Source organism: Synechococcus sp. UW86 (assembly GCF_900474085.1).
GTDB lineage: Bacteria > Cyanobacteriota > Cyanobacteriia > PCC-6307 > Cyanobiaceae > Parasynechococcus.
Map to the genome: position 1 here is coordinate 20,298 of NZ_UCNU01000010.1, position 25,166 is coordinate 45,463.

General features: G+C 64.2%; 25 protein-coding genes and 1 pseudogene. 3 read left to right on the forward strand and 23 right to left on the reverse strand.

Features of this window, described 5'->3' with window-relative positions; genetic code table 11:
- Positions 1-16: 16 nt before the first annotated feature.
- The 3 genes from cysS to DXY04_RS05350 are packed head-to-tail and all read right to left on the reverse strand — an operon-like array spanning position 17 to position 5,696.
- On the reverse strand, positions 17-1,498 hold the full coding sequence (gene cysS / locus DXY04_RS05340; RefSeq protein WP_115161306.1) for a cysteine--tRNA ligase: 1,482 nt from the start codon (positions 1,496-1,498) through the stop codon (positions 17-19).
- 46 nt (positions 1,499-1,544) lie between these two features.
- A complete protein-coding gene (gene polA / locus DXY04_RS05345) occupies positions 1,545-4,505 on the reverse strand; it encodes a DNA polymerase I (RefSeq protein ID WP_115161307.1) in 2,961 nt (986 codons plus the stop codon).
- Positions 4,506-4,529: 24 nt separating this feature from the next.
- Positions 4,530-5,696: an efflux RND transporter periplasmic adaptor subunit gene (locus tag DXY04_RS05350; protein ID WP_244278589.1), complete on the reverse strand. Its 1,167-nt coding sequence runs from the start codon at positions 5,694-5,696 to the stop codon at positions 4,530-4,532.
- A 51-nt stretch (positions 5,697-5,747) separates the two neighbouring features.
- Here DXY04_RS05350 and ychF point away from each other — a divergent pair, with 51 nt between their 5' ends.
- A complete protein-coding gene (ychF, locus tag DXY04_RS05355) occupies positions 5,748-6,839 on the forward strand; it encodes a redox-regulated ATPase YchF (protein ID WP_115161309.1) in 1,092 nt (363 codons plus the stop codon).
- 96 nt (positions 6,840-6,935) lie between these two features.
- Here ychF and DXY04_RS05360 read toward each other — a convergent pair whose 3' ends face one another.
- Positions 6,936-7,196, reverse strand: a complete 261-nt coding sequence (locus DXY04_RS05360) for a hypothetical protein (protein ID WP_115161310.1) — start codon at positions 7,194-7,196, stop codon at positions 6,936-6,938.
- Between the two features lie 220 nt (positions 7,197-7,416).
- Entirely contained in the window at positions 7,417-8,631 is a 1,215-nt protein-coding gene (locus DXY04_RS05365) for an MFS transporter (protein WP_244278590.1), read from the reverse strand.
- A gap of 137 nt (positions 8,632-8,768) precedes the next feature.
- Between DXY04_RS05365 and DXY04_RS05370 the strand changes: the two genes are divergently transcribed.
- On the forward strand, positions 8,769-10,343 hold the full coding sequence (locus tag DXY04_RS05370) for an alpha/beta hydrolase (RefSeq protein WP_371634526.1): 1,575 nt from the start codon (positions 8,769-8,771) through the stop codon (positions 10,341-10,343).
- Here DXY04_RS05370 and DXY04_RS05375 read toward each other — a convergent pair.
- From DXY04_RS05375 to DXY04_RS05435, 13 genes are all read right to left on the reverse strand, one after another.
- Entirely contained in the window at positions 10,337-11,356 is a 1,020-nt protein-coding gene (locus tag DXY04_RS05375) for an ABC transporter permease (protein ID WP_115081889.1), read from the reverse strand. The two genes, DXY04_RS05370 and DXY04_RS05375, sit on opposite strands and share 7 nt — an antisense overlap.
- Positions 11,356-12,945: an ABC transporter substrate-binding protein gene (locus tag DXY04_RS05380; protein WP_115161313.1), complete on the reverse strand. Its 1,590-nt coding sequence runs from the start codon at positions 12,943-12,945 to the stop codon at positions 11,356-11,358. Before DXY04_RS05380 ends, DXY04_RS05375 begins: the two co-directional genes overlap by 1 nt.
- 88 nt (positions 12,946-13,033) lie before the next feature.
- On the reverse strand, positions 13,034-13,207 hold the full coding sequence (locus DXY04_RS05385; protein WP_011364908.1) for a hypothetical protein: 174 nt from the start codon (positions 13,205-13,207) through the stop codon (positions 13,034-13,036).
- A gap of 165 nt (positions 13,208-13,372) precedes the next feature.
- The gene (locus DXY04_RS05390) at positions 13,373-14,680 is read right to left on the reverse strand and encodes a homoserine dehydrogenase (RefSeq protein ID WP_115008629.1); all 1,308 of its coding nucleotides are present in this window, start codon (positions 14,678-14,680) and stop codon (positions 13,373-13,375) included.
- A 93-nt stretch (positions 14,681-14,773) separates the two neighbouring features.
- On the reverse strand, positions 14,774-15,196 hold the full coding sequence (locus DXY04_RS05395) for a SufE family protein (protein WP_115161315.1): 423 nt from the start codon (positions 15,194-15,196) through the stop codon (positions 14,774-14,776).
- A gap of 7 nt (positions 15,197-15,203) precedes the next feature.
- A complete protein-coding gene (locus tag DXY04_RS05400; RefSeq protein ID WP_115161316.1) occupies positions 15,204-15,647 on the reverse strand; it encodes a hypothetical protein in 444 nt (147 codons plus the stop codon).
- Positions 15,648-15,658: 11 nt separating this feature from the next.
- Positions 15,659-16,207 carry a 5-formyltetrahydrofolate cyclo-ligase gene (locus tag DXY04_RS05405; RefSeq protein ID WP_115161317.1) on the reverse strand — a complete coding sequence of 183 codons (549 nt, stop codon included), beginning with the start codon at positions 16,205-16,207 and terminating at the stop codon, positions 15,659-15,661.
- Positions 16,204-16,668, reverse strand: coding sequence for a crossover junction endodeoxyribonuclease RuvC (gene ruvC, locus DXY04_RS05410; RefSeq protein WP_115161318.1), 465 nt, complete (start codon positions 16,666-16,668; stop codon positions 16,204-16,206). The genes DXY04_RS05405 and ruvC overlap by 4 nt, the downstream gene beginning before the upstream one ends.
- Positions 16,669-16,686: 18 nt before the next feature.
- Complete coding sequence (bchI, locus tag DXY04_RS05415) at positions 16,687-17,775, reverse strand: magnesium chelatase ATPase subunit I (protein ID WP_115161467.1); 1,089 nt, start codon at positions 17,773-17,775, stop codon at positions 16,687-16,689.
- 20 nt (positions 17,776-17,795) lie between these two features.
- Positions 17,796-19,148 (reverse strand): DUF3370 domain-containing protein, encoded by a 1,353-nt coding sequence (locus DXY04_RS05420; protein WP_115161319.1) that lies wholly within the window; start codon positions 19,146-19,148, stop codon positions 17,796-17,798.
- Entirely contained in the window at positions 19,145-20,290 is a 1,146-nt protein-coding gene (locus DXY04_RS05425; RefSeq protein WP_115161320.1) for a serine hydrolase, read from the reverse strand. Before DXY04_RS05425 ends, DXY04_RS05420 begins: the two co-directional genes overlap by 4 nt.
- Positions 20,291-20,318: 28 nt before the next feature.
- A complete protein-coding gene (locus tag DXY04_RS05430; protein WP_115161321.1) occupies positions 20,319-21,065 on the reverse strand; it encodes an RNA methyltransferase in 747 nt (248 codons plus the stop codon).
- 9 nt (positions 21,066-21,074) lie between these two features.
- Complete coding sequence (locus tag DXY04_RS05435; RefSeq protein WP_025362444.1) at positions 21,075-21,488, reverse strand: c-type cytochrome; 414 nt, start codon at positions 21,486-21,488, stop codon at positions 21,075-21,077.
- A 56-nt stretch (positions 21,489-21,544) separates the two neighbouring features.
- Here DXY04_RS05435 and petG point away from each other — a divergent pair, with 56 nt between their 5' ends.
- Complete coding sequence (gene petG, locus DXY04_RS12445) at positions 21,545-21,661, forward strand: cytochrome b6-f complex subunit V (protein ID WP_071823076.1); 117 nt, start codon at positions 21,545-21,547, stop codon at positions 21,659-21,661.
- Between the two features lie 10 nt (positions 21,662-21,671).
- Here petG and rsmD read toward each other — a convergent pair.
- The 5 genes and pseudogenes from rsmD to DXY04_RS05465 form a co-directional block, all read right to left on the reverse strand.
- Positions 21,672-22,211 (reverse strand): annotated as a pseudogene (gene rsmD, locus DXY04_RS05445) (16S rRNA (guanine(966)-N(2))-methyltransferase RsmD); the annotation flags it as partial.
- On the reverse strand, positions 22,208-22,849 hold the full coding sequence (gene hisH, locus DXY04_RS05450; RefSeq protein ID WP_115161323.1) for an imidazole glycerol phosphate synthase subunit HisH: 642 nt from the start codon (positions 22,847-22,849) through the stop codon (positions 22,208-22,210). The pseudogene rsmD and the gene hisH, both read right to left, overlap by 4 nt.
- A 26-nt stretch (positions 22,850-22,875) precedes the next feature.
- A complete protein-coding gene (gene trxA / locus DXY04_RS05455; protein WP_006851354.1) occupies positions 22,876-23,199 on the reverse strand; it encodes a thioredoxin in 324 nt (107 codons plus the stop codon).
- 180 nt (positions 23,200-23,379) lie between these two features.
- Positions 23,380-24,543, reverse strand: a complete 1,164-nt coding sequence (locus DXY04_RS05460) for a GuaB3 family IMP dehydrogenase-related protein (protein WP_115161324.1) — start codon at positions 24,541-24,543, stop codon at positions 23,380-23,382.
- A 63-nt stretch (positions 24,544-24,606) separates the two neighbouring features.
- A complete protein-coding gene (locus tag DXY04_RS05465; protein WP_115161325.1) occupies positions 24,607-25,113 on the reverse strand; it encodes a CAAD domain-containing protein in 507 nt (168 codons plus the stop codon).
- Positions 25,114-25,166 lie beyond the last annotated feature (53 nt).

The window sequence follows — 25,166 nt, forward strand, 5'->3', positions numbered from 1 at the left end:
GTTCAGTCTGCCGGGATCAGGCGCGGATCCACTCCGTCACCCCGCCGGGTTTGTCGATCAGCTCCACCCCCTGGGCGGCGAGCTCATCCCGGATCCGGTCGGCCTCCGCGTAATCCTTCGCTGCTTTCGCTGCCTTGCGTGCCGCGATGGCTGCATCAATGGCGCCGTCGTCGAGGCTGGTGGCGGCTTCCGCTTCCGAGCGCAGTCCCAGCACCGCCGCCAGGTGTCGCAGCAGCTGCCAACGCCCCTCCAGACCTTTCAACTCCGGCTCAGGCAGGGCGGCATCTTCCCCCCGTTCCAGCCGGTTGGCGAGGGCCCGCAGGGGCTTGGCCAGATCGAACAGCACGGCCAGTCCGCCCGAGCTGTTCAGGTCATCGTCCATGGCGCTGATGAAGCGTTGTTCGAGCTCCACCAGAGCGGTGTCGGCTGGACCTCCATCGGCCGTGATGGCGCCCTCTGTGAGCGGTGCGGCCGTGCTCCAGCCGAGACTCGCGCCATGGCGATCGCCAAGGCTCAGAGCTGCATTCAGACCCTTCCAGCCGGTGGCTGCGGCCTCAAGGGCCTCAGCGGTGAAATCAAGGGGTTTGCGGTAGTGGGCCTGCAGCACAAACAGGCGCAGGGTCATCGCCGAGACCCCGCTCTCCAGTAGCGCATGGATGGTGGTGAAGTTGCCGAGCGACTTGCTCATCTTCTGGCCGCCCACATTGACCATGCCGTTGTGCATCCACACCCGGGCCAGGTCCTGACCGGTGGCGGCTTCGGATTGGGCGATCTCGTTTTCGTGGTGCGGGAACACCAGGTCGGCACCCCCCAGGTGGATGTCGATCGTGTCGCCGAGTTCCGCCCGCACCATGGCTGAACATTCGATGTGCCAGCCGGGGCGTCCCTCACCCCAGGGGGAGGGGAAGCTGGGTTCTCCGGGTTTGGCCCCTTTCCAGAGCGCGAAATCGAAGGGGTGCTGCTTGCGGGCCTCTTCGGCATCGGCCACCCGCCCTGCGGCGTTGTCCTGTTGTTCGCTCAGGTCGCGGCCGCTGAGCTTGCCGTAACCGGCATGTTTCATCACCGCGAAATACACATCCCCTTCAGCGCTGTAGGCCGCACCCTTGGCTTCCAGTTCGCCGATCAGTGCGCGGATGCCATCCAGGCACTGGGTGGCGCGGGGCATCCGGTCGGGCCGCAGGATCCCCAAGGCATCCATGTCCTGGTGGAACGAGGCAATGTTTCGCTCGCTCACCTCCGTCATCGAGGAGTTCTCCTCGCCGGCCCGTTTGAGGATCTTGTCGTCGATGTCGGTGAAGTTCTGAACGAAGGTCACCTCGAGGCCGCGCCAGATCAGATAGCGGCGCAGCACATCCCAGTTGATGTAGCTGCGGGCATGGCCCAGGTGGCAGAGGTCGTAGACCGTCACGCCGCAGCAATAGATGCTCGCCTTCCCCGGGGTTAGGGGTGTGAACGGCTCGGTGCGGCGGGTGAGGGTGTTGGTGAGCCGCAGGGACACAGCCGTTCAGAAGCTGCGGCTGAGGCTACGGCCTGTTCGGCTGCGTTTATTTCGCCTCCATCCAGTTCGCGCCGACGCCGGTCTCCACCACCAAGGGAACACTCAGCGCAACGGCCTGTTCCATGGTCTGCACCACCAGCTCTCGGATGGCGTCTAGGGCGTCCGGCGCCACCTCGAGCACCAGTTCGTCGTGCACCTGCAGCAGCAGCTGGGCCGGTAGGCCCTGACGCTGCAGGGCGTCTTGCAGCTGCACCATCGCCACTTTGATGATGTCGGCACTCGAGCCCTGAATCGGGGCATTGGCCGCCGCCCGCAGTTGCTGCGCCTCCATGCCGCCGCGGCGGGCCACGTCCAGGTCGATCTCCAGCGGGTCCTTGCCCAGCAGCCGCCCCAGGCCGTTGCGATCGAAGTGGAACGGCCGCCGGCGGCCGAGAATCGTTTCCACGTAACCGCGGCTGAGGGCGAGCCGCTCCTGCAGCTCGAGGAAGGCGAACACCTTCGGGTAGCGCTGCTTGTACTTGGCCAGGAACTCCTTGGCTTCGCTCTGGCTCACGCCGGTTTCCCGGGCGAAGCGCTGGGCTCCCATGCCGTAGATCACACCGAAGTTGATCGTTTTGCCGAGCCGACGCTCGTCCGGGCTGACCTCGTCCTTGTCCAGCAGCAGCCTGGCGGTAAGCGCGTGCACGTCGTCGCCGCTGCGGTAGGCCTCCTGCAGCACCTCTTCTCCCGAGAGGTGGGTGAGGATGCGCAGCTCGATCTGGGAGTAATCAGCGCTGAGCAGGGTCCAGCCCTCCTGCGGCAGGAAGGCCTTGCGGATCCGCCGGCTGTACTCGGTGCGCACCGGAATGTTCTGCAGGTTGGGGTTGCTGCTGCTCAGTCGCCCCGTTGCCGTTACGGCCTGGTTGAAATCGGTGTGGACCCGTCCGGTTTCCGCCTCCACCAGCTGCGGCAAGGCGTCGATGTACGTGCTCTTGAGCTTGCTGAGCACCCGGTGCTCCAGCACCAGAGGCACCACCGGGTGGTCGTTGCCGAGTTTCTCCAGCACGGTGGCGTCGGTGCTGAAACCGGTTTTGGTGCGCCGGGATTTCTTGCGATCCAGGCCAAGGGTGTCGAACAGCAGCTCCCCCAGCTGCTTGGGTGAGGCCAGGTTGAAGTCCACACCCGCTGCCGCTTTGGCGTCGGATTCCAGCTGCTGCAGGGTGGAGCCCATCTCCTCGGAAAGGCCCTGGAGATAGGGCACATCAATGCGGATTCCGGTGGATTCCATCCGGGCCAGCACTGGTTCCAGCGGCTGCTCCACCTGCTCCAGCAATGGCAGCAACTGCGGCCCCATGGCTTCCAGCTGACGTCGCAGCAACAGGGCGAGGCGATGGGTGACGTGCACGTCCATGCCGCAGTACAGGCTGGCGGGTTCCAGCGGCACATCGGCGAAGGTTTGCTTCTTGCCCACCAGATCGGTGAAGGCGGTGGGCTGGAAGCCGAATTCCCGTTCGGCCATCAGCTCCAGACCGTGTTTGGCCGCGGCATCCCGCAGGTAATCGGCCAGCAGCGTGTCGATCACGACGCCCTCGAGGGCAACGCCATGCCGCAACAGGATCAAGCGGTCGTATTTGGCGTTCTGCAGAGCCTTGGGGTGGTTGCTGCTGGCCAGCCAGGGGGCGAGGGCGGTGAGCACGGTTTCTAAGGGCAGCTGCTCCGGGCTGCTGTCTTCACTGCCTTTGTGGCCCAGTGGGATGTAGGCGAGCGCATCCAGGGCCTCTCCCCAGCAGATGCCGATGCCCACCAGTTCGGCGCGGAACGGGTTGAGGTCGGTGGTCTCGGTGTCGAAGGCCACAGGCAGGCTGCTGTCGGTGCAGGCCATCAGCCTTTGCACCAGAGCATCCAGGGCCGTTTCGGTCTGGATCAGCTGCGGCTTCAGGGCCGGCAGCCCCACGTCGTCTTGGGTTGTCGGCTCGGTTGCGGCCTCTGCAGCTGCCGGTTCTGTGGTGGCTGAGCGGCGGGGGGGCTTGGCTGCAGCGGCCTCCGCATTGGCCCCGTAGCCCCCTTCGGAGAAGGCCGCCACAAAGCCCCCCACCTGGCGCAGCAGGCTGTTGAGCTCGAGGTCTTCCAGGCAGCTGCTCAGGCCGTCGGCATCCACCGACGACAACGGCAGGCTGGGTTCCTTGGGCAGGGGAACATCGACGAGAATCTCGGCCAGCTTGCGCGACAGGTAGGCGTTGTCGCGGTCGGCGCGCAGCTTCCCTTTCAGAGCTCCTTTGATGGCGCCCCGGCTGGCTTTCGGCCCTTCGGCTTCCACTTGCTCGAGGGTGGCGTACACCGCGTCGAGGTCGCTGTTGTCCTTCAGCAGGTTGATGGCTGTTTTCGGGCCAACCCCGCGCACGCCGGGGATGTTGTCGGAGCTGTCCCCGGTGAGGGCCTTGAGGTCCACCACCTTGTTGGGCATCACGCCGAGCTTGCCGAGCACCCCCTCTTCGCGGATCAGCATTGGGCCACTGCTTTTGGCGTAGGGGCCGCCACCCATGTAGAGCACCGCGATGTCGCGGCTGTCATCCACCAGCTGGAACAGGTCGCGGTCTCCCGAAAGGATCCGCACGCCCCATCCCGAGTCGGCCGCTCGGTTCGCCAGGGTTCCCAGCACATCGTCGGCTTCGTAGCCCGGTGCCATGCAGAGGGGGAGCTGCAGGTGCGTTTCGAGGATCTGCTGCAGCTGTTCGAGGTCCTGGAAGAACACCTCAGGGGCCACATCCCGGTGGGCCTTGTAGTTGGCGTCAGCCTTGTGGCGGAAGGTGGGCTCGGCTGTGTCGAAGGCGATGGCAACGCCTTCTGGCTTCAGGGTTTTGCTGTTGTCCAGCAGGGCTTTGAGAAAGCCGTAGGTCACGCTGGTGGGCCGGCCGTCTTTGGTGGCCAGACCGCCTTCCCCCCCCTTGCTGAAGGCGTAGAAGCTGCGGAATGCCAGGGAATGGCCATCCACAAGCAGCAGAAGGGGCTTGGCGGTGGCCTCAGGCATGACGGTGTTGAAAGGGTGTGTGGATCAATCGCGGCGATCGGCCCATGGGGGCAGATCGATGAACACGCGGGTTCCTGATTCGAGACCGTTCAGGATTGCAGTCTTGTCGCCGCTGCTGTTGCCCAGTTCCACCGGCTGAAAACGTGGTTGCTGGTTTTCATCCACCAGCAACACACCCTGTTGGCCGTCTTCAAGGGTGATCGCCACGGTGGGCACCAGGATTTCGGGCGCACTGCGCCCGGTTTGGAAATTGATGTCGGCGGTCATGCCGATCTTCAGCTTCTTCTGCGGGTTGACGAAGTTCAGCTTCACTTCAAAGGAGGTGACGCTGTTTTCTTTCGCAGCGCGGGGGGCAACCTCACTCACCGTTGCCTGGAAGCGCTCATCGGGATAGGCATCCACCCTGATCTCGGCGGTTTGGCCGGGCTGGATGCGGCCGATGTCGCTTTCCGGAACGCGGGCCCTCACCTCCAAGCCTTGCGAGAGCTCAACGATCGAGGCGCTGGTGGCACCGGCTGTGGCCGAGGCGGCGGTGGTGGGGGTCACGAACGACCCCGGTTCGGCGTAGCGCGCTGTGATCGTTCCTGAGAAGGGGGCGCGGATCGTCTTTTCTCGGCTCTCCTGTTCCAGTTGCTCCACCCGTTCCCGGGCTGCCACCAGACCCGCCTGCCTGGCCAGCATCTCGAAGCGCGCATCACTGAAGTCGTCAGCGCTGAGCGCGCCGCTGGCATACAGCTGGCTGCGACGTTCGAAATCCTCCCTCTTGTTCAGATAGTTGGCGTCGGCCTGACGCAGCAGAGCCTGCTTCTCCTGCAGCCGATCATCGAGATCGCCGCGATCCATCACCGCCAGCACCTGCTCGTTCTCCACCACATCCCCTTCATCCACCATCAGCTCCGCCAGCAGACCCGGCTGGCGCGGACTCACGTTCACCTTCTGCTGGGCCTGCAGTTCGCCGCTGGCGTTGATCACACCAGAGAGCACGCCGCGTTCAGCTGTGGTGGTGAAGGGCGTCAGATCCCGTTGACGGTTGATCCAGGGACCGAAACGCAGCAGTAGCCCACCCCCGCCGAGGGCCAGCAGCAGCACTCCCACCATTGCGGTTTTGTGCCGTCTGGATCGTGCTTTGGCCACTGAGGCCAGCTCTGCTTCGGGCGATGGGGACGCAGGGGAGCGCAAGGACTGCAGCATGGGCCCACAAAACTTCACAACAGTCTCGCTGCTGGCCGGTAGATTCCGCCGATGCTCAAAGCCGGAATTGTCGGATTGCCCAACGTGGGCAAGTCCACCTTGTTCAATGCGTTGGTCGCCAACGCGCAGGCGCAGGCTGCCAATTTTCCGTTCTGCACGATCGAGCCCAACGTCGGCACCGTGGCGGTGCCCGATGAACGATTGGACCGGCTCACAGAACTGAGCAAAAGCCAGGACACCATTCCGACCCGGATGGAGTTTGTCGACATTGCTGGTCTGGTGAAAGGCGCCAGCCAGGGCGAAGGGCTGGGCAACAAGTTCCTCGCCAACATCCGTGAGGTGGACGCGATCGTTCACGTGATCCGCTGCTTCGAGGACGATGACGTCATCCACGTTTCAGGGTCAGTGGGTCCCTCCCGTGATGCGGAGGTGATCAATCTTGAGCTGGGTCTGGCGGATCTGGCTCAGATTGAGAAACGCCGGGAGCGTCTCAAGAAGCAGATGCGCACCAGCAAAGAAGCGCAGGTGGAAGACGCCGCTCTTGAACGGATTCAGGCGGTGCTCGAGAACGGTGGTGCGGCTCGCAGCGTCGATCTGAACGAGGAAGAAGCGGCAATGATCAAGCCCTTGGGGCTGTTGACCGCCAAGCCGATCATCTACGCCACCAATGTGAGTGAAGACGACCTGGCTGAAGGCAATGCCTTCTGCACCGAGGTGGTTGAACTGGCCGCCAAGGAAGGTGCCGAAACGGTGCGGATCTCTGCCCAGGTGGAAGCGGAGCTGGTGGAACTGGGAGATGAGGAAACCGCGGACTATCTGGAAGGTCTCGGGGTGACGGAAGGTGGACTGCAAAGCCTGATTCGGGCCACCTATCGATTGCTCGGGCTGCGCACCTACTTCACCACCGGTGAAAAGGAAACAAGGGCCTGGACGTTCAAAGCCGGGATGACCGCTCCGCAGGCTGCCGGTGTGATTCACACCGATTTCGAACGGGGCTTCATCCGTGCTCAGACCATCGGTTGGGAGAAGCTGCTGGAAGCCGGCTCACTGTCGGAAGCCCGCAACAAGGGTTGGCTGCGCAGTGAAGGGAAAGAGTATGTGGTTGATGAGGGAGACGTGATGGAATTTTTGTTCAACGTCTAGTCAAAGCATTTGATTCCCTAGACATTCTTTCTAGCGCTCTTTGACTTTTCAAGAGTGCTTGGTTGGGGAAAGTTCAGTAATCTCTAGTTGGTTCGCCTAGAGCAAGCCTGGAATGCACTTGTATCCCTTGAGGAACTTGCTCAGCTTTCCACCCTTCATGATCCCATGTCCAATTGTCTCGCATTGATTCAGGGATTCAACTGGAATGAGTTCGATCTCCTGGGTGATTGTGCTTAGAACCAGGTAAGCCGCTTTTTTGCGCTCTCCGTGAGCCACTAATGCCCATCCATCGTGCTGAGCGGCACTGGCAAGCGGAGAAAATACGAAGGTAAGCAGCATCACAATGAACCATTTCATTGAGCGATCTGATCTTGCTTTTCCGGTGTTGTGGTCAACACAGTTTGGCTTCTGATCATTCCTTGGAAAGTCCATAGAGCTTGAACATCTTTCCCTGGTTGAGATCGGTTGGTACGACAAAAAGAGGAGTGAGGACTTGTTCAGTATTGATCTTCAGCATCTAACTGAGAGATGGCTTCCTGTTCGTCCTCGGATGGTTCTCATCTTTTGGCGTCAGTTTCTAATGATGTTGTTGACCTGAACCGCCCGCCAGAACATCAAAGCGTTGTCGTTCCGGCGGAGCGATGTCCTGGCCTGTTGCTGTCACTCCGTAGCGCGGCTTGAGGCTGCGCAGGGTGGGGAGCACGACCAGGCAGGCCCCACCCATCAACAACCAGAGCAGCAGGCCATTGTTTTGAAGGTCGAGCAGGGCTCCACCAGCGAGGGGGGCCACAATGGCGCTGATGGCGAAGCACTGGGAAAACAGCGCCATCGCCAACCCCCGGTGTTCTGGTGGTGTCTCTTCAATGACGGCTTCTGTGGCCGTGGGCAGGAACGCGGCCTGGGCGAAGGCCATCGGCAGCAGGGCAGCCAGCACCAGGATCGTTCCGTTTTCGAACAGAGAGGACAAGGCAATCAGGCCGCAGCCCAGACTGAATCCCGCCAGGCTCAAGCCGAGGCCGAAGGCAACGCTGCGCTCCGCCAGCCAACGGCCCACCGGCCACTGCAGGCTCACCAGCAAGGTCAACTGAAGGGCGATCAGGGCACTGCTGTGGCTCTCGCTCAGGGCCGGTCGCACCAGCCCGCCGCGCACCAGATCGAGGGGAAGCGCACTCTGTTGAAGGGCCAGGATCCCGGTGGCCACCACACTGATCAGCAGCACCGGCAGCAGGGGAAGCAACCAAGGCAGCCGGGGCATTGGCCGTGGCCGTTGACCAACCGACTCTGGGCTGTTGCTGCTGAGGTTGCGGTAGGGCGGACCGTCCTGGAGGGGAACAAGGCTGATCAGCACCAACACAGCGCCCATGCACACCGCTTCAACGATGTACACCGTCCGCAGGATTCCCAGGGTGGCGGCAGCGGTTCCGATCAGCGTGCCGATGCCGATGCCGAGGGCATCGGCACTGCGCACCAGGGCGTAGCCCCGCCCGGAGGGAAGGTTGCCGCAACTGAGGGGAACGGCCAATTCGATGGCAGGCCAGTACAGACCCGCCGCACAGCCCAGCAGCAGTTGTCCGAGCAGGTAGCTGTTGTAGTTGTCAGCCTGCAGCAGGATCAGATCAGCCGCTATGGCCAACAGGGTTGTGCCCCTCACCGGCCAGGAGCAGCGGATGCCGCGATCAAGCAGTGCACCGCTCAGCAGGCGCACCACCGTGCCGATCAGGGCAGAGACGGCCAGGCCGCTTCCCACTTCACGCGCTGAGAAGTTGATCGCATGAAAGATCAGCGGCGTCATGAACATCACTCCGCCGGCACCGATGGACGCCAGAAACCTCAGTCGGGTGACATCTCTCAGGGGTGATGGAAACTGGTTCCACCACCGCAGAGGGTCAGGCGTTGCTGCGCGGACGCTTAACAGGACGATGCATCGCGATGGGCTTGATGGGCAGTCTGCTGCTCAGCACGTGCGGATCGTGGCCTGTTGGCTCCACAGAACGTCTGGAGGTCAAGATCGACGGTGTGGTTCTTCCGGTTTCGGTGGAGGAACTCGGATCCTTTGTGCGCTCGCCGATGGCCGATCCAGCGCAGCTCTCGCGATCGGAGTTGTCCACCTGGATGGGGCTTCTCGCACCCGAGAGTCGCGAGGGGCTGATCCGTCTGCTCCAGGCTCCGGTGCTCTCCCGCCGCAGCCTCGGGCGTCAGCTGCTCAGCAGCTGGGGAGCGGGGCCGCTGCTGGATGCCCTGGGGGAATTGATTCGCGTGGAGGACGGACGGCGCATCAAACGTTCACTGGTGCTCTCAACGCTGGAGCAGTTGCTCGAACGGCAGGAAACCGTTTCAACGCTGGATGTGTTGGAGGCGGTGCCCACCCCGCAGTTGCGTCTTGATCTGGATGCGTTGGTGGCTGCTGCCAACCGCTGGCGGTTGGAATTGAAGCGTCATCAGTCCCTGATGCGGGCTTTGGCTCAGGAGGAGGCTCGGTTGCAGCCCCTGCAGGGCAGGGAGCGCTTGGCCTCGGCTGATGCGCCCCGTTACGCAATGCTTGCGGTGGGCCATCGTTCGCGGCCATTGCGGCTGGAACGTTGGATTCCCCAGTCGCCTCGTGAGGATCAGACATGGGTTTTGATGATGCCGGGGCTGGGCGGGGACCCCAACCACTTCCACTGGCTGGCCCGTTCGCTGATGCAGGCGGGCTGGCCCGTGCTTGTGCTGGAGCATCCCGGCAGCGATGCCGCCGCTGTTCAGGGTTTGCTGGAGGGTCGTCAGTCGTTTGATGGCGCCGCAGCACTTCGTGATCGCTTGGCTGACTTGGCGGCGGTGCTGGAGGCGCAGCAACGGGGCGATTTGAACATCCCCGGGACCGAGGTGGTGCTGATGGGCCATTCCCTGGGTGCCTTAACGGCCCTCCTGGCCAGTGGGGCGGAGATGGTGCCCGGCATGGCCCAGCGCTGTGAAGCGGCCCTGGCGGGCTTGCCCCTCACCAACCTGTCGGAATTGCTCCAGTGCGAACTGGCGGCAGGCCGTGTGCTCGACGGCAATGCAATGGACGCGCCGCCCCGGGCGGTGGTGGGGCTCAACAGCTTTGGTGGGTTGATCTGGCCGCACCGCGCCAGTCGGGCTTTGCCGATTCCGCTGTTGATTGTGGGGGGCACCCTCGATCTGATCACCCCTCCTTTGGATGAGCAGCTGGCTCTTGTGGCTGGATTGGCGGAGCATCCCGCCAGCCGTGTGGTGGTGGTGGAGGGGGCCAGTCACTTTTCACCGATTCGTGTGGATGGCCAGGGCAAGGCATCAGAGGGGGACGACATCTTCCGGCTCGGCGAAGAGTTGGTGGGCGTCAATCCCCTCAGCGTTCAACGGGTGATTGCCCATGAAGTCATCCGTTTTCTTGATTCCCTGAACTCCCCGCCACCCAGCAACGATGCCGTTCACCTGATGGACGCCAGTTCCAAGACGCGCTGGCATCGCTTGGGCCGTCGCAGGGTCCAGCAGCTGCTGGATCAGTAGCGCACCCGTGGATCGAGGCTGGCCACCAGTAGATCAACGGCAACACTCACCAGCACCACCAGGGCGGCGATCACCACCACGATCCCCTGAACGACGGGGTAGTCCCTCTGGTTGATGGCTTCCTGCAGCCGCAAGGCAATGCCTGGCCAGGAGAAGGTCACTTCAATCAGCAGGGCCCCACCGATCAAGGAGGCCACGGTGATGCCAGCAATGGTGAGCACCGGCAGCAAGGCATTGGGCAGTCCGTGGCGCAGGATCACCTGGCGCTCACTGAGGCCGCGGCTGCGCGCCGCTTCCACGTAGTCGCCGCGCAGGGTGCGTCGCAGGTTCAGTCGCAGGGCGGTCGTGAAGGTGCCGCTGAGCAGTAGGGCCAGGGTCCCCGCGGGCAGGATCAGGTGACGCACGGTGCCTCGGAACGCGGTCCAGTTGTTCTGCAGAGCGCTGTCCAGCAGGAAAAATCCGCTGCCCTCGGGGGGGAGAAGGCTGGGGGGGAAGCGCCCGCCCACCGGCAACCAGCCCAGGCTGACGGCGAACACCAGCTGTACCAGCATGGCCACCCAGAAGGGCGGCAGGGCATAGGTGCCCAATCCGTAGAGGCGTCCGCCCAGGTCAATCTTTCCCTCGGGCCGGGCAATGCCGCTGAAGCCAATGCTCAGCCCCACCACGGCAGCCAACACCAGGGCGATCACGCTCAGCTCCAGGCTGGCGGGCAGGGTTTTGCCGATGATGGTTCGAACCGGCTCCTGGTTGATCAGGGCCTGCCCCAGATCGCCGTGGATCAATCCGTTGAGATAGCTGAGGTACTGATCCAGTAACGATTGATCCAGGCCAAGCCGAGCTCGCATGGCGGCTTTGGCGGCGGCGGGGGCACGGCTGCCGAGCACCGCATCCACGGGATCCCCTGGGGCGACGCGCAGCAACAGGAACACCAGGCTGGCGATCAGCCACAACATCAATGGCGCCAGGGCGAGGCGGGTGGCGCTGTAGCGGGCGAGGTCTCGGGCGCGTCCCATCAGTTGTTCGTCGCTCCTGTGTTCGTCGCTCCTTTCTTTGATGCTCCGTCCTGCCGGCGCTCCAGCTCAGCGAGCATCAGCTGACCACTGCCATCAAATCGTGGAGGGTTGAGGTTCAGCTGGGCCCAGGCCCGAGGTGAATCCAGCCATACGGGAATGTAGGCAGCACCGTCGGCGGCGAGATGGTCCACACGATCCAGGGCGGTGCGGCGGGCATCGCCCGTCAGCGTGTCGGATTTCAGCAGGGCGGTCTGCAATCCGGGGGCACTCCAGAAGCTGCCGCTGATGACTGCTTCTCCTTCCATGCAGATGTTGCCCTCCACCGAGGTGCAGCTCAACAGCGGAGTCAGATAGGCCTCCGGATCGGGGTAGCTGCCGCGCCAATCCAGCATCACGGCTTTGAAGGCACCTTCCCCCAGCTGGCGGTAGATGGTGGTGGATTCGACGCCATCGAGATCCAACACCAGGCAATCCGAGAGGTCCCGTTGCACCTGGGCCTGCCAGGTGAGGGCCAGCAATTTGTCGGCGGGCACATTGGAGCGGAAGGTGAGCGGAAAGCGCAGGGTGCTGCCGTTGCAGTAGCCCGCCGCCTGCAGCAGCTCGCGGGCCTTCTCGGGGTTGTGTTCGGGCCAAGGGGCCATGGCGCCGCCGGCCAGGCTGGGGGGAACCAGTGCCCGCAGTGGACGGCGCAGCCCGTAGCTCACCCGTTCACTGATCTCGCTTCGGTTCAGGCTGACGGCCAGGGCCCGCCTGAGGTTGGGGTCCTGGAATGGCTCCCGGTTGCTCAGCAGGGTGATGTAGCCGATCTCCATCGCCGGACCCACCGACTCGTGCAGCTCCCCCGCGCTGGCCCGTTCATGCAGGGTGTGGCGCTGGTCTTCGTCGATCGAGGCGGAGAGCAGCAGATCCACCTCGCCACTGCGCAATGCCCCGTAGAGCGCCGTAGAGTTGCTCAGCGTGATCAGATCGAGGCCGTTGTTGCGCGGCGCCTCACCCCAGTACTGGGCAAAGGGCTCCAAGCGTTGCTGATGTTCGCTGAAGCGGGTCAGTTTGTAGGGGCCTGTCCCCACAAAGCGGTTGTGCAGAAAACGGTCCTGATGGTTGCTGTAGGCCGTTGGTGAAATCGGGGTGAGGTTGATCGACGTCAGCAGACCCTGCAGGGATGTGGAGGGGCGACTGAGGCGCAGCCGCAGGGTGTGGCTGTCGGCTTCCTCCACCGCCGCAATCCGGTCGCCCACCACATAGCTGAGGGTTCCGATTTCGAGGAAGCGCCGCAGGCTGAAGGCCATGGCTGCGGCATCGAACGGCGTTCCATCGTGGAATCGCACATCGGTGCGCAGGGGAACCGTGACGGTGCGACCGCCATCACTCAGAACCGGGGCCGAGGCCGCCAGGCGGGGTTCCAGGGAGCGATCCCGCTTCAGGCGATAGAGCGGATCCCCCAGGGCGCTGATCAGCTGCGTGGCGCCGAGGGTGCTGGCCTGGGCTGGATCCAGGGAGCTGATTCGGCCCGCTGAGGCCACCGTGATGCGGCTGGTGGGGGGCGGGGCCTGACACCCCATCTGGGTGATGGCCAGGGCTAGGGCCATCAGCGCGCCACCGCACTTCCCTCTCGTGGGGCGATCGGTGCGCTTCAACGGGCCTCAATCAACACGGGTCGGCCCATTCAACAGGGACTTACCCGACCTGGCGAATCCTTTCCAACGAGATTTCGAACACCGGTGAGCCCTCGTTGCTCTGTAAGGGCCAGCGGCGCACCCAGCAGCGGTCGTGGTCACCATCCACGCCGATCACTTGATAGGTGTCGTCGTCACTGTCGAGATTGACGCAATCTCCCTGGTGCACCGTCATTGGATTCACCCCCTCCTCTAGGGGGCAGCCTTGAGCGGGACTTGAACAAGTGAGGTTCTGCATGAACCGTTTCGAGCACAGATCTGAGGATTCAGGCCTGTGCCGTGAAAGTTCTTGACACTCTGACGCACGCCAGGGGGCATTCGCCAGGGGCGGAAGCTCTCCTTAGAGGCAGCCGAGGTGAGCGGCCAGGCCAGACACCTCCGGCAAAGCCTGGATGGCGTCCAGGGCTTCATTCATCTGGCGTTGGCTCACTTCATGGGTGATCACAACGATCTCGGCGCCGGCGTCGCTGGCATTGAACTGCACGATCGACTGGATCGACACGTTGCGTTCACCGAAGCAGCCACCCACCTTGCCGATCACGCCGGGGGCGTCTTTTGTCTTGAAACGCACATAGTGGCGTTGGCGAATGTCGCCTGAGTCGACGAGCGCGCAGGGTCGCCAGCTGCTGGCGGCCAGCAGGGGATCCACGTTCCCGGGACCTTCACTGGCCTGGCGGATGCCAGCGATGTTGAGGATGTCGGCCACCACCGCAGAGGCGGTCGGGCCGGCTCCCGCACCGGGGCCGTAGAACATCACCCGGCCGATGGGGTCACCTTCCACAAGGATGGCGTTGTTGACGCCGTTCACGCCGGCCAGGGGGTGGTCCTTGGGCACCAGCGTGGGCTGCACCCGCAGGGAGAGGGGCAGGGGATCGCCGCTTTCCGCCATGCGCTCGGCCACCGCCAGCAGCTTCACGCCGTAGCCCAATTGATTGGCGTAATCCACATCCACGCCCTGCAGGCCACTGATGCCGTCGGTGGGAACGGCAGCGCGATCCACGCTGCCGCCGAAGGCCAGAGTCGCAAGGATCGCGATCTTGTCGGCCGCATCAAGACCGTCCACATCCGCTGCCGGATCGGCTTCGGCGTAGCCCAGCTCCTGGGCATCCTTGAGCACCGCGTCATAGGCGGCCCCCTCCTCAGCCATGCGGGTGAGGATGTAGTTGGTGGTGCCGTTGATGATGCCGCTGACGCGGTTGATGCGGTTGCCCCCCAGGGACTGCTTCAGCGGCTCAATGATGGGAATGCCGCCACCAACGGCGGCCTCGATCAGCACGTACACCCCGGCGGCGGCCGCGGCTTCAGCGATTTCCTGACCGTGGCGTGCGATCACGGCCTTGTTGGCGGTCACCACGGATTTGCCGGCTGCAATCGCCTGGAGAATCAGGCTGCGGGCCGGCTCCAGGCCGCCGATCACCTCCACCACCACGTCCACGGCTGGGTCCTGAATCACCGCCGATGGGTCGGTGGTCAGCAGGCTTTCGTCCAGAGCAACGGGCCGGGGGCGGTTCAGATCGCGGACTGCAACACGGATCAGCTCCAGTTCACCCACCAGCGGGTGACGTTCGCTGGGGTTCTGGAGAATCGATGCCACTCCACCGCCAACCGTGCCCAGTCCCAGCAGACCCACGCCGACCTTTGCTGCCATCCCCTGTGATCCGTGTTGGAACGTTTGCGAGCGACTCTATGTATTGACGTGATTCGGCTTCTGTTCCTGTCCCTGTCCTGATCAGAGCTTGGGTCAGCTTTCCAGTTGCCGGGCCTGCTCCTGCATGGCCAGGAGGATGTTGAGGAAGCCATTGGCGCGTGAGGGCGTCAGGCTGGCCTGCAGGCCTGTTGCTGCAATGAAGGCCGGGTCCACCGCCTGCACCTGGGCCGGCGTCAATCCATCCAGCCCCTGGATCAACAATGCGAGCAGTCCCTTGGTGATCAGCGCATCGGAGTCGCCCTGCCAGCGCATCACTCCCTCATCGAGGGCACCCCGCACAAACACCTGCGACACACATCCCTTCACCTTGATGTCGTCGGTCTGCTCCTCGGCCGGCATGGGTGCGAGCTTCTTGGCCAACCAGAGCACGTATTCGTAGCGGCGTTTTGGATCGGCGGTGCCGCCCAGGCGCTCCACCATCCGGTCGAGGGCATCACTGCCGGTGCTGGTGGCCATGCGGGGCTCAGTCGTTTCGACGTCGCACGCTAACCAGCAGCCCCACCATCACCAGGCTGAAGGGGAACATGACCACCTCGTTCAGATCCACTTCGCCGTCTTGAACGGGAAGTTCGAGGTAGTCGCGGTGGCCTGGACCACCGTCCACCTGGAGATCAACGGTGCCGTTGCCCACGCTGCTGAGATCGAGGCTCAGGCGTCCCTCGGCATCGGTGCGGCCCAGTTCCTGCCCTGGCGTGCCATCGGCATTGAGCAGGCGAACAACGGCCCCCTGGGTGGGCTCACCGTTGGAAAAGCTACTGCTCAATTGCAGATCGCCATCGAGATACTGCAGAGCACTTTCGATCTGATGGGCTTTGGCAGGGGCCAGCAGCGAGCCCTGCAGCACTGACCCGAGCAGAAGCAGTGGAGCCAGCAGACGCAGCATGGAAGGGCGATCAATGGTGCCCATGATGCGGCCCCTCAGGCGGGCCGACCAGCACCTTGTTCCGTGATCCAGCCGGTGAACGGAACATCCCAGGGCTCGCGGGGCAACGCCTCGGCCGCAAGGCAGGCTGAGGGGAGAACCACCCAGGCCGGCAGGGCAGCCCAGGCGGGATCAGCCCTGAGCCGGTCGTAATACCCACCGCCATAGCCCAGGCGGATTCCCGCGCCGTCCACCGCAAGCGCCGGCACCAGCAGCAGCGCCAGTTGATCGGGTTTCAGAGCATCTCCTATGGCAGGAGCGGGAATGCCGCAGCCATCGGGCTGAAGCGGGTCCTCACCCCAGCTTCGGTAGATGAGCCTGCCGTTGCCATCGGCCACCGGCAAGGCCAAGGGCGGATGGGGACCATCCCGCAGCGGCCGTATATCCACTTCCCCCGGGAGGGGCCAGTAGATGCCCACATGGCGGTTGCCGCAGTTGGACTGGCCGATCAGCGCCGCCACGGCGTTCTGGATGGATCGCGTGGCGGCTTCCCCCAGATGACGCTGGGCTTTGAAGTGACGGCGCAGGGTTGGCTTGCTGCTCATCGCTGCAACCAGGCCGTCAGCGCCACCGCAAGGGCATCGGCCGCATCGTCCGGGCGGGGCGGTTCCTCCAGGTTCAACTCCCGCATCACCGCCTCCAGCACCTCATCCTTTTCGGCATGGCCGAACCCCGCCACGGCGAGTTTGATCTGCATGGGTGGGAACTCCACCATCGGGATCTTGAAGCGGGCCAGGGTCATCACCACCACGCCCCGCGCCTGCACCACGTTGATGGTGTTGCTGGATCGGTAGAAGAAAAACTTCTCCACGGCCGCCAGTTCCGGGCGCCAGATCCGGATCAGCTGCCGCAGGTCGCCAGCGATCTCCACCATGCGATCACCATCAGAGCGACCGGAATCGGTCTGGATGATGCCGCAATCGAGCATGCGCTGGCATCCGTCCTGAATGTCGATCACCCCGTAGCCCACCCGGGCGAGGCCCGGGTCGATGCCGAGGATCCGCATGGGCTGATTGTGGGGGGATCAGGCGGCGAGGGCCAGTTCGAAATCAGCGCGGTCGCTGCTCTCGCTGCGCTCAAACACCTTGCAGAACACCTTCACCACGCGGTCGCCGGAATCCACCTGCTCCAGGGGGTCCTTGCGCAGCCGGTGACGCAGGCAACAGGAGGCCACCCGGGCCACGTCTTCCTCGCTCACTTCCGTGCGTCCCTCGAAGGCGGCCAGGGCCCGGGCGGCACGGTTGGTGACAATGTCACCCCGCAGACCATCCACATCCAGCTCGCCGCAGACGGCGGAGATGCGAAGGCGCAGATCCTCATCGATGGTCACCTGCTCCAGGCGCTGTTGGGCCTCCACCACCCGCTGTTGCAGGGCATCTTGATTGCCCTCCACAGCGGTGCTGAAGCCATCGGGATCGCTGTCGAAGGCGGTGCGCTGGTCCACCACCTGCACCCGCAGTTCCGGATCACGCACGGTGCGCACTTCCACGCTCATGCCGAAACGGTCGAGCAGCTGGGGGCGCAGTTCGCCTTCCTCCGGGTTGCCGGAGCCGATCAACACGAAACGCGCCGGGTGGCGCACGGAGACGCCTTCCCGTTCCACGGTGTTCCAGCCGGAGGCGGCGGAGTCGAGCAGAACGTCAACGAGGTGGTCGTCGAGCAGGTTCACCTCATCCACGTAGAGCAGGCCACGGTTGGCCTTGGCCAGCAGGCCGGGCTCAAAGGCGCGCACGCCTTCGCTCAGGGCTTTCTCGATGTCGATGGTGCCGCAGAGGCGGTCTTCCGTTGCACCGAGGGGCAGGTCCACCATCGGCACCTGCCGCTGTTCGGTGGTCAGGGTTTCACCCTGTTGCATCCGTTCGCGCACCTCACTGCTCTGCAGGTCGGGATCGCTGTCCGAGCTGTTGTAGGGATCGCCGGCGACAACGTCGATGTCCGGCAGCAGATCGGCCAGGGCACGGATCGTGGTGGATTTGCCGGTGCCACGGTCTCCCATGATCATCACGCCGCCGATGCGTGGATCGATCACGTTGAGAAGCAGGGCCAGCTTCATCTCCTCTTGACCGATCACCGCAGTGAAGGGGAAGACCCTGCGCTTCCGGGGTGCAGTCACGAGCAATTCTCTAGGCGTGCTCAGGATTGTTTCACAGGCTGCACGGTGATGACCTGCGGTGGCGTGGCATCAGCGGGATAGACCAGGCGAACGCGCACCTGCTTGGCCTCCCCTGGCTTGAGCATCAGCTGTCCCAGGGACGGCCCCTGCTGCCCCTGGCGTAGCACCAGGTGCTGGGTCTGACGTCCCTGGGAAACTCCCTCTGGATCCTCCAGACCCGTGGTCTGCACGGGCCCGCGGAACATCACCGGACCGTTGAGGTCATCGCGGAAGCGCAGCAAGGAGGTGGTGCTGTTGCCTTTGAGGGGCGAATCCAGCGACAGTTGCAGCGTCACCGCGTCTGAGCCAGTGTTTTGCAGGGGCAGGGTGAGGTCGTACTCGACTCCGTAGTTGCCATGGGCGGCCCAGGCGGTGCCGGGATAAAAGTTTTTGAGTTCCGCGGTTTGCACCTGGTTGGTGGCCAGGGTGCCGCGCTCCAGGCTGCTGATCGGCCAGGAGATGGGGGCCGTGGGTGCGGCCAGAACCGGGCTGCCCGGGTCGGTGATGCGCGCCCGCCAGCTGCTGCCGATCTGAACACCGCTCACCCGGGAATAAATGATCTTGCCCTTGCTGCCCCGTGGGGTGGGTTGATGCTCCTTGCTGCTCATGCGTTGGTCCTTGAGCAGCTGCAGCCATCGCTCCTCGCTTGGAGCCTTTCCGTCTTCACCGTGAGCGGCCAGGGTGGCCAGCGCCACAGGGCCGGAGCTGTGGAAGCGCAGTTGCAGGTTGCGGCCGTTCAGCAGGGGATCAAGACCGGCCACGGGAATGGGCAACAGCAGCAGCTGTGTTGGTGCGCCGGGAGCCAGTGTCCAGCGGCGGTTGCTGAGTTCCGCTGCGCGGCGGCCGGCCAACAGATCTCCGGCCACACGGCTGCCGGGTCCTGCCGCCACCACCTCGGTGGTTTCCGGCATCAGGCTCGGCAAGGGCAGGAAAGGGGCCTGGGTCTGGCCGGGCCCTGTGGCCTGCGAGAGCGAGGTGCTGCCTGCGAGCAGCTGCAGGGTCACAGGCGCATTCCCCAGCGGAGCCGCCAGCACCGCCAGCCACAGGGTTGAGCTGGGGCTGCCCGCCGCATCACCGGCATACACGTGGTGGCTGAACAGGTCAAAGCGTCCGTTGAGCACCACCGGAACCGACGCCGCCTCCCCATCGGGGAAGGTCGAAATCAGGATGCCGTCGTCATCGATCAGTTCGGGGTTGTTGTCGTTCACCATCAACACGCTGTCGAGGCCTCCCGGCAGGGGGCGAACGCTCTGCTGACGCTCAATCACCTCCGCAGCGCCGGGCATGGCTGCAACAGCCAGCCAGGCAGCAGACAACAGCGGAGCGAGCTTCATGGCTTGGGCGGAACAGGGACGGGTTTGAGGTGCGGTGCCATGGCAGCGGCGAGCCGACGGATCAGTTCGGTGGATCGGGGGTCGTTGAAGGGGCCCTCCACCAGAAATCCCGCCACAGCGCGTCGTCCGTCGGGGAGTTCGATCAGCCCGGCATCGGCGTAGGCGATGCCGATGTCACCTGTTTTGTTGTAGACGCGGTATCCCTTGCGGGCCAGGCTTGCGTCCGGTTCGCCCTGGGCGCCACCGAGGCCGCGCATCAAGCCCCTGGGCAGCAGCGTGTTGGTGATCGACGTGCCCATCACCTCGCGAAACAGATCCCGGCTGCGGGGGGCCAGCAGCTCACCGCTGTCCACCAAGGCGATGGCCCGGCTGAGATCTCTGGCACTGGTGGTGTTGGTTCCGTCGAGATCCGGCAGCCAGTTGTTCACCACGGTGGAGGGCAGGTCCAGCTCCTGAAAGCGGGCGTTGATCGCATCCATTCCACCCGCCCGGGCAATTATGAGGTTGGTGGCGGAGTTGTCGCTCACCCGGATCATTTCCGTGGCCACCTCATGGGTGGGGAAGCGACTGCCCAGGGGCCGGGAGGCCATCCATCCGGCGCCTCCCCCCACCAGCTCCTTGGTGAGCGTGAGCGGTTCGTTCCACTGCAGTGTTCCCTGATCCAGCAGTTCCAGCACTGCGAGCAGGATCGGCGTCTTGATCGAGCTGGCGGCAGCCATCGGCCGTTCGGCCTGCATGGCTGCAAAGCGTCCGTCGTCGAGGATCAGCATGTAGGCGCTGGCCTGCAGATCGCTCTGTTGCGCGGCCAGCTCCAGCCAGCGCTCACTCAGCGCCCTGATTTCCTGCCTGGGGGCGAAGCGTGCCTGCTTCAGGCCCTTCGCCACGACAGGAGAAGTTTTCTTCCCTGAGGCATTTTCAGTGCTGGGCGGCTCCACGGCGTCACCGAGCAGCGTGGTGATCAGCGCTTGATCGGCCAGCCAGTTGGGCAGCGCGATCTCCTGTTGCTGAACGCGGGGCGCCAGCAGCCGTAGGCCGCTGCCGGTGAGCAGTCCAAGACCCACCCCCATCAACACCAGCCGCAGAATTAGCTGGGCCGGACCTTTCCAGCCGGCGGAGCGACGTGACGAACGACTGCTGCTCAACCTTTCAGCCGTGACTGTTCGGCAGAGATTAGGGGCGCTTGGCGCGGATGGCCCAGCGCAGTTGGCGCACCATTCCCCGCAGCAGAGCCACCTCCTCGGCGCGCACCGTGGCGCGTTGCAGCAGATCCCGCACCTTGGCCATGCGGGCGGCGGCGGTGTGCTCCAGCAGGAAACCGGCCTCCAGCAGCAGGTCAGTGGCGTCGTCAAGACAGGCTGAAAGCGCCTTGGCGGCTGCCGGGTCCGGCGATGGGGGCTCGATGCAGCGGGTTTCCGTGGTCCCGCTGTTGAGGCGGGCCAACTCATGCAGCACCACCGCCACGGCGTGGGAGAGATTCAGCGAGGGATAGGCCTCCCCGCTCTGCAGGCAGAGAACCCTCTGGCAGAGCCGCAGCTCACTGTTGCTGAGGCCGCGGTCTTCCCGTCCAAACACCAAGGCCACGGGGGCGTCTGAGTTGGAGCTGCTGCCATCGCCGGCCAGCAACCAACTCAGGGCCTGCTCGGGTGTTTGCAGGGGGATCTCGCCATGGTCCAGGCGTCCGCAACTGCCCACGGTGCGGCGGCAGTCATGGATGGCCGTCAGCAGGTCGGGAACCACCACGGCGCCCTGAAGCAGCGCCTGGCCGTGCACGGCCATCAGCATGGCCTCCTCGCTGAGGTGGTCACAGCGGGGGGCCACCAGCCGCAACTCGCTCACCCCGAAATTGGCGCAGAGCCTGGCCACGCTTCCGATGTTTAGGGGGCCGGCCGGCTCCACCAGCACGACAACGGCATTCAAGGCAGCGGCTCAGCTGAGGGTGTGCAGGTAGGCCAGCAGGTCGGCCATCGATTGCGGTTCCATCTCAAAGCTCGGCATGGGGGGAGTTTCGCCACTGATGATCTGGTGCACCAGAACGGGGTCTTTGAGTTGGTTGCTGACGCCCTGAAGTTGAGGGCCCACCAACCCCTGGCCGGCAAGGCCATGGCAGCCGGCGCAATTGATTCGGAACAGCTGGCCGCCGTGGTCAACGGCCCCCTGCAGCTCAAGGCTGGCCTTGATGTAGGGGTCCTGTTGGGCGCTGCCCAGTACCCAGAGCACCAGCACCACGCAGGCCGTGGCAGCCGACACCACGAGCGCGGCGATCAGGCCGCGACCCCGATCGCTCGAATCATTTGCATCAGCTGATGCCGATTCGGCCGCAATTCGTGACGGCTGGACCACAGACCCGGAGTTCCAATGAGAGAATTCTCCCTAATTCTGATTGCTGACGCGACGCGATGATCGAACCTCTGCTCTGCGGCATCGTTCTGGGTCTGATCCCCGTCACGCTGATGGGTCTGTTCGTGGCGGCATGGAACCAGTACCGCCGTGGTGGCAGCGCTCTGGGGGGCTGAGCAGCATCACGCTGCTGATGCCGTAGCGGCGTTGATCCACCACTGTCCAATCTGAGCCCGGTTCTGGGTTCAGGTTGGAGCGGTGTTCACACACCACCAGAGAATCCTGGTGAAGCCAATTCCCCTCGGCGAGGGCGATCAGGCAGGGTTCGTAGAGGCCCTGGTCGTAGGGAGGGTCGAAATAGACGATGTCGAAGGGCTCCTGGCTCCAGCCCTTGCGCAGCCACGAGATCAGTTCCCGCCGTTCGGTGCGGATCTCCGGAGCCGGTGAACGGCTTGCCGCCACGACACTGAGGTTGCTGCGGCTGACGCGGATGCACTGCGGGTCTTGATCAACGGCCACCACACAGCGCGCCCCCCGCTGCAGGGCCTCACACCCCATCACGCCGCTGCCGCTGCAGAGGTCGAGCCAGCGGCAGTCCTGCAGGTGAGGGGCAATGATGTTCATCACCGCTTCGCGCACCCTGGAGGTGGTGGGCCGAGCCGTGCGACCCCCGGGGCTCAGCAGCCGTCGCCCCCCGCTGAGGCGCAGTTGCCCGCCACCGCTCATGGGCAGGGTTCAGCCCCGTTGCGCAGCCAGGTCAACCAGCGCTTGAGCATCTCTTCTCCGGCATCGGACGACTTCTCCGGATGGAACTGGCAAGCGCCGACGCGGCCCCGCCAGACCACAGCGGTCACCTCCTGATCGCCGAAGGGGGCCGAGGCTTTGAGGTCATTTCGATCGCTGGGAACAGCGGCGTAGCTGTGCACGAAATAAACCCATTCCGATGGGGCATCGCTGCTGAGCAGTGGGCAGCTGCCGTGATGCTTCAACGGTGCCCAGCCCATGTGGGGGATGCGTTCGCCGCTGTTGCTGGGCAGGCGGCTCACCCGTCCGCCCAAGAGCCCGAGGCCTGGATCGCTGCCTTCATCGCTCTGCTCGAACAGCAGTTGCAGGCCGAGGCAGATGCCGAGTAGGGGGCGATCCTCCTGGCCCCAGCGCAGCAGGTGGGGCACAAGTCCGGTGGCCCTGAGGTTGGCCATGGCCGGGTCGAAGGCGCCGACCCCGGGCAGGATCAGCGCATCGACGCCCTCCAGATCATCGGCGTTATGGATCAACGAGCAGCCTTGATCCAGCCGCTCGAGGCATTTCTCCACCGAGTGGAGATTGCCCATGCCGTAATCGATTAACCCGAGGTTCAGACTCAACCGGTTGATCCGTTCTGAAGACGGATTCAGAGGTACTTGGAAATGGTGCCTGACAGGGTTGCCTTGGGAACAGCACCCACGACGGTGTCAACCTTCTGGCCGCCCTTGAACACCATCAGCGTCGGGATGCTGCGGATGCCGTACTGGCTGGCCACGTTGGGGTTTTCGTCGGTGTTGAGCTTGAACACCTTGATCTGGCCGTCAAATTCTTTGGCGATCTCTTCCACGATCGGAGCCACCATGCGGCAGGGTCCGCACCAGGGTGCCCAGAAGTCCACGAGAACCGGCACATCGCTCTGGAGCACGTCCTGCTCGAAGGATGCGTCGGTGACAGCAGCAGCGCTGGACATATGAGCAGGGGAATTTAAGGAGAATTTAGCAACGGTTTTGAGCGAAAACACAGCTCTTCCCTGCTGAGAAGGGAACTGTGACAGTCGCTCTCCACAAAGAGTGAAAGCCCGATCGCGCCGGGCCGGGGGGTGTGAGGAGTGTGTGGGCCGAAGCCCGCACAGCTCCAATTTAGCCCTGCCTTACTTGCCCATTCCGAGGTGCTGGGCCTTTTGGTAGACCTTGCCTTCCGTCAGCAGGGAGGGGGCCACGACCACCTCCACCTGCTGCATCTCTTTGATGGTTTGGGCGCCCAGGGTGCCCATGGATGTCTTCAGGCAGCCCAGCAGGTTGTGGGTGCCGTCGTCCAACTTGGCCGGGCCGCGCAGGATGCGTTCGATGCTGCCGGTGTTGCCCACATTGATGCGGGTGCCGCGGGGCAGCACCGGGCTAGGCGTGGCCATGCCCCAGTGGAAGCCCCGACCGGGAGCTTCTTCAGCCCGGGCGATGGGGGAGCCGATCATCACGGCGTCGGCGCCGCAGGCGATGCATTTGCAGATGTCACCGCCGGTGACGATGCCACCGTCGGCAACGATCGGCACGTAGCGACCGCTTTCCTTTTCGTAGTAGGCCCGGGCGGCAGCACAGTCGGCCACTGCGGTGGCCTGGGGAATGCCCACGCCGAGAACGCCACGGGAGGTGCAGGCGGCACCGGGGCCGATGCCCACCATCACGCCGGCGGCACCAGCCCGCATCAGCTGCAGGGCCACGTCGTAGGTGACGCAGTTACCGATCACCACGGGAACGCCCATGTCGCGGCACAGGGCTTCCAGATCCAGGGTCTCCTGGCCTGCAGGACCGGTGTGATCCGTCGAGACCACGGTGGCCTGCACGAAGAAGAGGTCGGCTCCGGCTTCGGCGATGGCCTTGCCGAAACGCATGGCTGCCACCGGAGTGCCACTCACGGCTGCAATGCCGCCCTGGGCCTTGATGTCCTGGATGCGTTTGCGGACCAGCGCCTCCTGAACCGGCTGGCTGTAGATCTCCTGCATCAGCGGGACGAACTCGTCCTTGCCGACGGCGGCGATGCGATCCAGCACCTGGTTGGGGTCTTCGTAGCGGGTCTGAACACCCTCAAGGTTCAACACGCCGAGGGCGCCCAGTTGGGACAGGCGAACGGCCATGCCCACGTCCACCACGCCGTCCATGGCGCTGGCGATGATCGGGATCTCGCGCTCGATGCCGCCCAGGGTCCAACGGGTATCGGTGACCTCGGGGTCCACCGTGCGACCCCCAGGCACCAGAGCGATTTCATCGATTCCGTAGGCCCGGCGAACGGTCTTGGAGCGTCCGAGCTGAATGTCCACCGCGCGACTTCAATAAAGTCAGATCAAGCTACCAATCGGGATGATCGGCTCAGCTTGACCGGGTCAGCTCGATCGGCCCGTCACGCGGGTCCAGGTGGAGCGGGCGCCCTTGATGAAGTTGTCCCGATCGCTGTTGCGGATCAGGTTGCGCAGGGCGAAGTTCACCAGCCAGATCACGCCGGCCAGCTCCAGCAGGCCTGGCACCAGAGGGATGCTGTTGATGGTGCTGAGCACGCCGGAGTAAACCGTCGCCACCAGGCTGAACACGATCAGGCCGCCCACCACCCGCAGCGGCAGCTGGGCTTTGGTCCAGAGCTCAGCCAGATCGTTCTGCTCGAGCCAGTACTTCACCTTGCCCACCAGCAGCTCCCATTCGCCGCCGTCTTCATCGGCGCTCTCCTGAGCAGGGATCGACACGGTGGAAGCAATCACCGGGTCTGGTGTTGGAGCGGGGGTTGGTGCCGGAGTCGGCTCAGGTTCCGGCGTTGGGGCTGGCGTGGGCTCCGGTGTGGGGGTGGGGTCGCTGCCTGGGGTTTCGGCTTCAGGGCGCGGCTCGTCGACAGGACCCATCACGTCAGTGGAAAGCGTTCGGCAGTTTATCCGGATTTTTCTGTTGCTTCCAC

Excerpts from the sequence above, each read along its gene's own strand:
- DXY04_RS05365 (WP_244278590.1), bottom strand. The coding sequence starts at position 8,631 with ATGACGCCGCTGATCTTTCATGCGATCAACTTCTCAGCGCGTGAAGTG.
- DXY04_RS05395 (WP_115161315.1), bottom strand. The coding sequence starts at position 15,196 with ATGGCCACCAGCACCGGCAGTGATGCCCTCGACCGGATGGTGGAGCGC.
- DXY04_RS05350 (WP_244278589.1), bottom strand. The coding sequence starts at position 5,696 with ATGCTGCAGTCCTTGCGCTCCCCTGCGTCCCCATCGCCCGAAGCAGAG.
- DXY04_RS05380 (WP_115161313.1), bottom strand. The coding sequence starts at position 12,945 with ATGGCCCTAGCCCTGGCCATCACCCAGATGGGGTGTCAGGCCCCGCCC.
- DXY04_RS05405 (WP_115161317.1), bottom strand. The coding sequence starts at position 16,207 with ATGAGCAGCAAGCCAACCCTGCGCCGTCACTTCAAAGCCCAGCGTCAT.
- DXY04_RS05420 (WP_115161319.1), bottom strand. The coding sequence starts at position 19,148 with ATGAAGCTCGCTCCGCTGTTGTCTGCTGCCTGGCTGGCTGTTGCAGCC.
- petG (WP_071823076.1), top strand. The coding sequence starts at position 21,545 with ATGATCGAACCTCTGCTCTGCGGCATCGTTCTGGGTCTGATCCCCGTC.
- ruvC (WP_115161318.1), bottom strand. The coding sequence starts at position 16,668 with ATGCGGATCCTCGGCATCGACCCGGGCCTCGCCCGGGTGGGCTACGGG.
- ychF (WP_115161309.1), top strand. The coding sequence starts at position 5,748 with ATGCTCAAAGCCGGAATTGTCGGATTGCCCAACGTGGGCAAGTCCACC.
- DXY04_RS05400 (WP_115161316.1), bottom strand. The coding sequence starts at position 15,647 with ATGGGCACCATTGATCGCCCTTCCATGCTGCGTCTGCTGGCTCCACTG.
- polA (WP_115161307.1), bottom strand. The coding sequence starts at position 4,505 with ATGCCTGAGGCCACCGCCAAGCCCCTTCTGCTGCTTGTGGATGGCCAT.
- DXY04_RS05385 (WP_011364908.1), bottom strand. The coding sequence starts at position 13,207 with ATGACGGTGCACCAGGGAGATTGCGTCAATCTCGACAGTGACGACGAC.
- DXY04_RS05375 (WP_115081889.1), bottom strand. The coding sequence starts at position 11,356 with ATGGGACGCGCCCGAGACCTCGCCCGCTACAGCGCCACCCGCCTCGCC.
- DXY04_RS05390 (WP_115008629.1), bottom strand. The coding sequence starts at position 14,680 with ATGGCAGCAAAGGTCGGCGTGGGTCTGCTGGGACTGGGCACGGTTGGC.
- DXY04_RS05370 (WP_371634526.1), top strand. The coding sequence starts at position 8,769 with ATGGGCTTGATGGGCAGTCTGCTGCTCAGCACGTGCGGATCGTGGCCT.
- DXY04_RS05465 (WP_115161325.1), bottom strand. The coding sequence starts at position 25,113 with ATGGGTCCTGTCGACGAGCCGCGCCCTGAAGCCGAAACCCCAGGCAGC.
- DXY04_RS05360 (WP_115161310.1), bottom strand. The coding sequence starts at position 7,196 with ATGAAATGGTTCATTGTGATGCTGCTTACCTTCGTATTTTCTCCGCTT.
- trxA (WP_006851354.1), bottom strand. The coding sequence starts at position 23,199 with ATGTCCAGCGCTGCTGCTGTCACCGACGCATCCTTCGAGCAGGACGTG.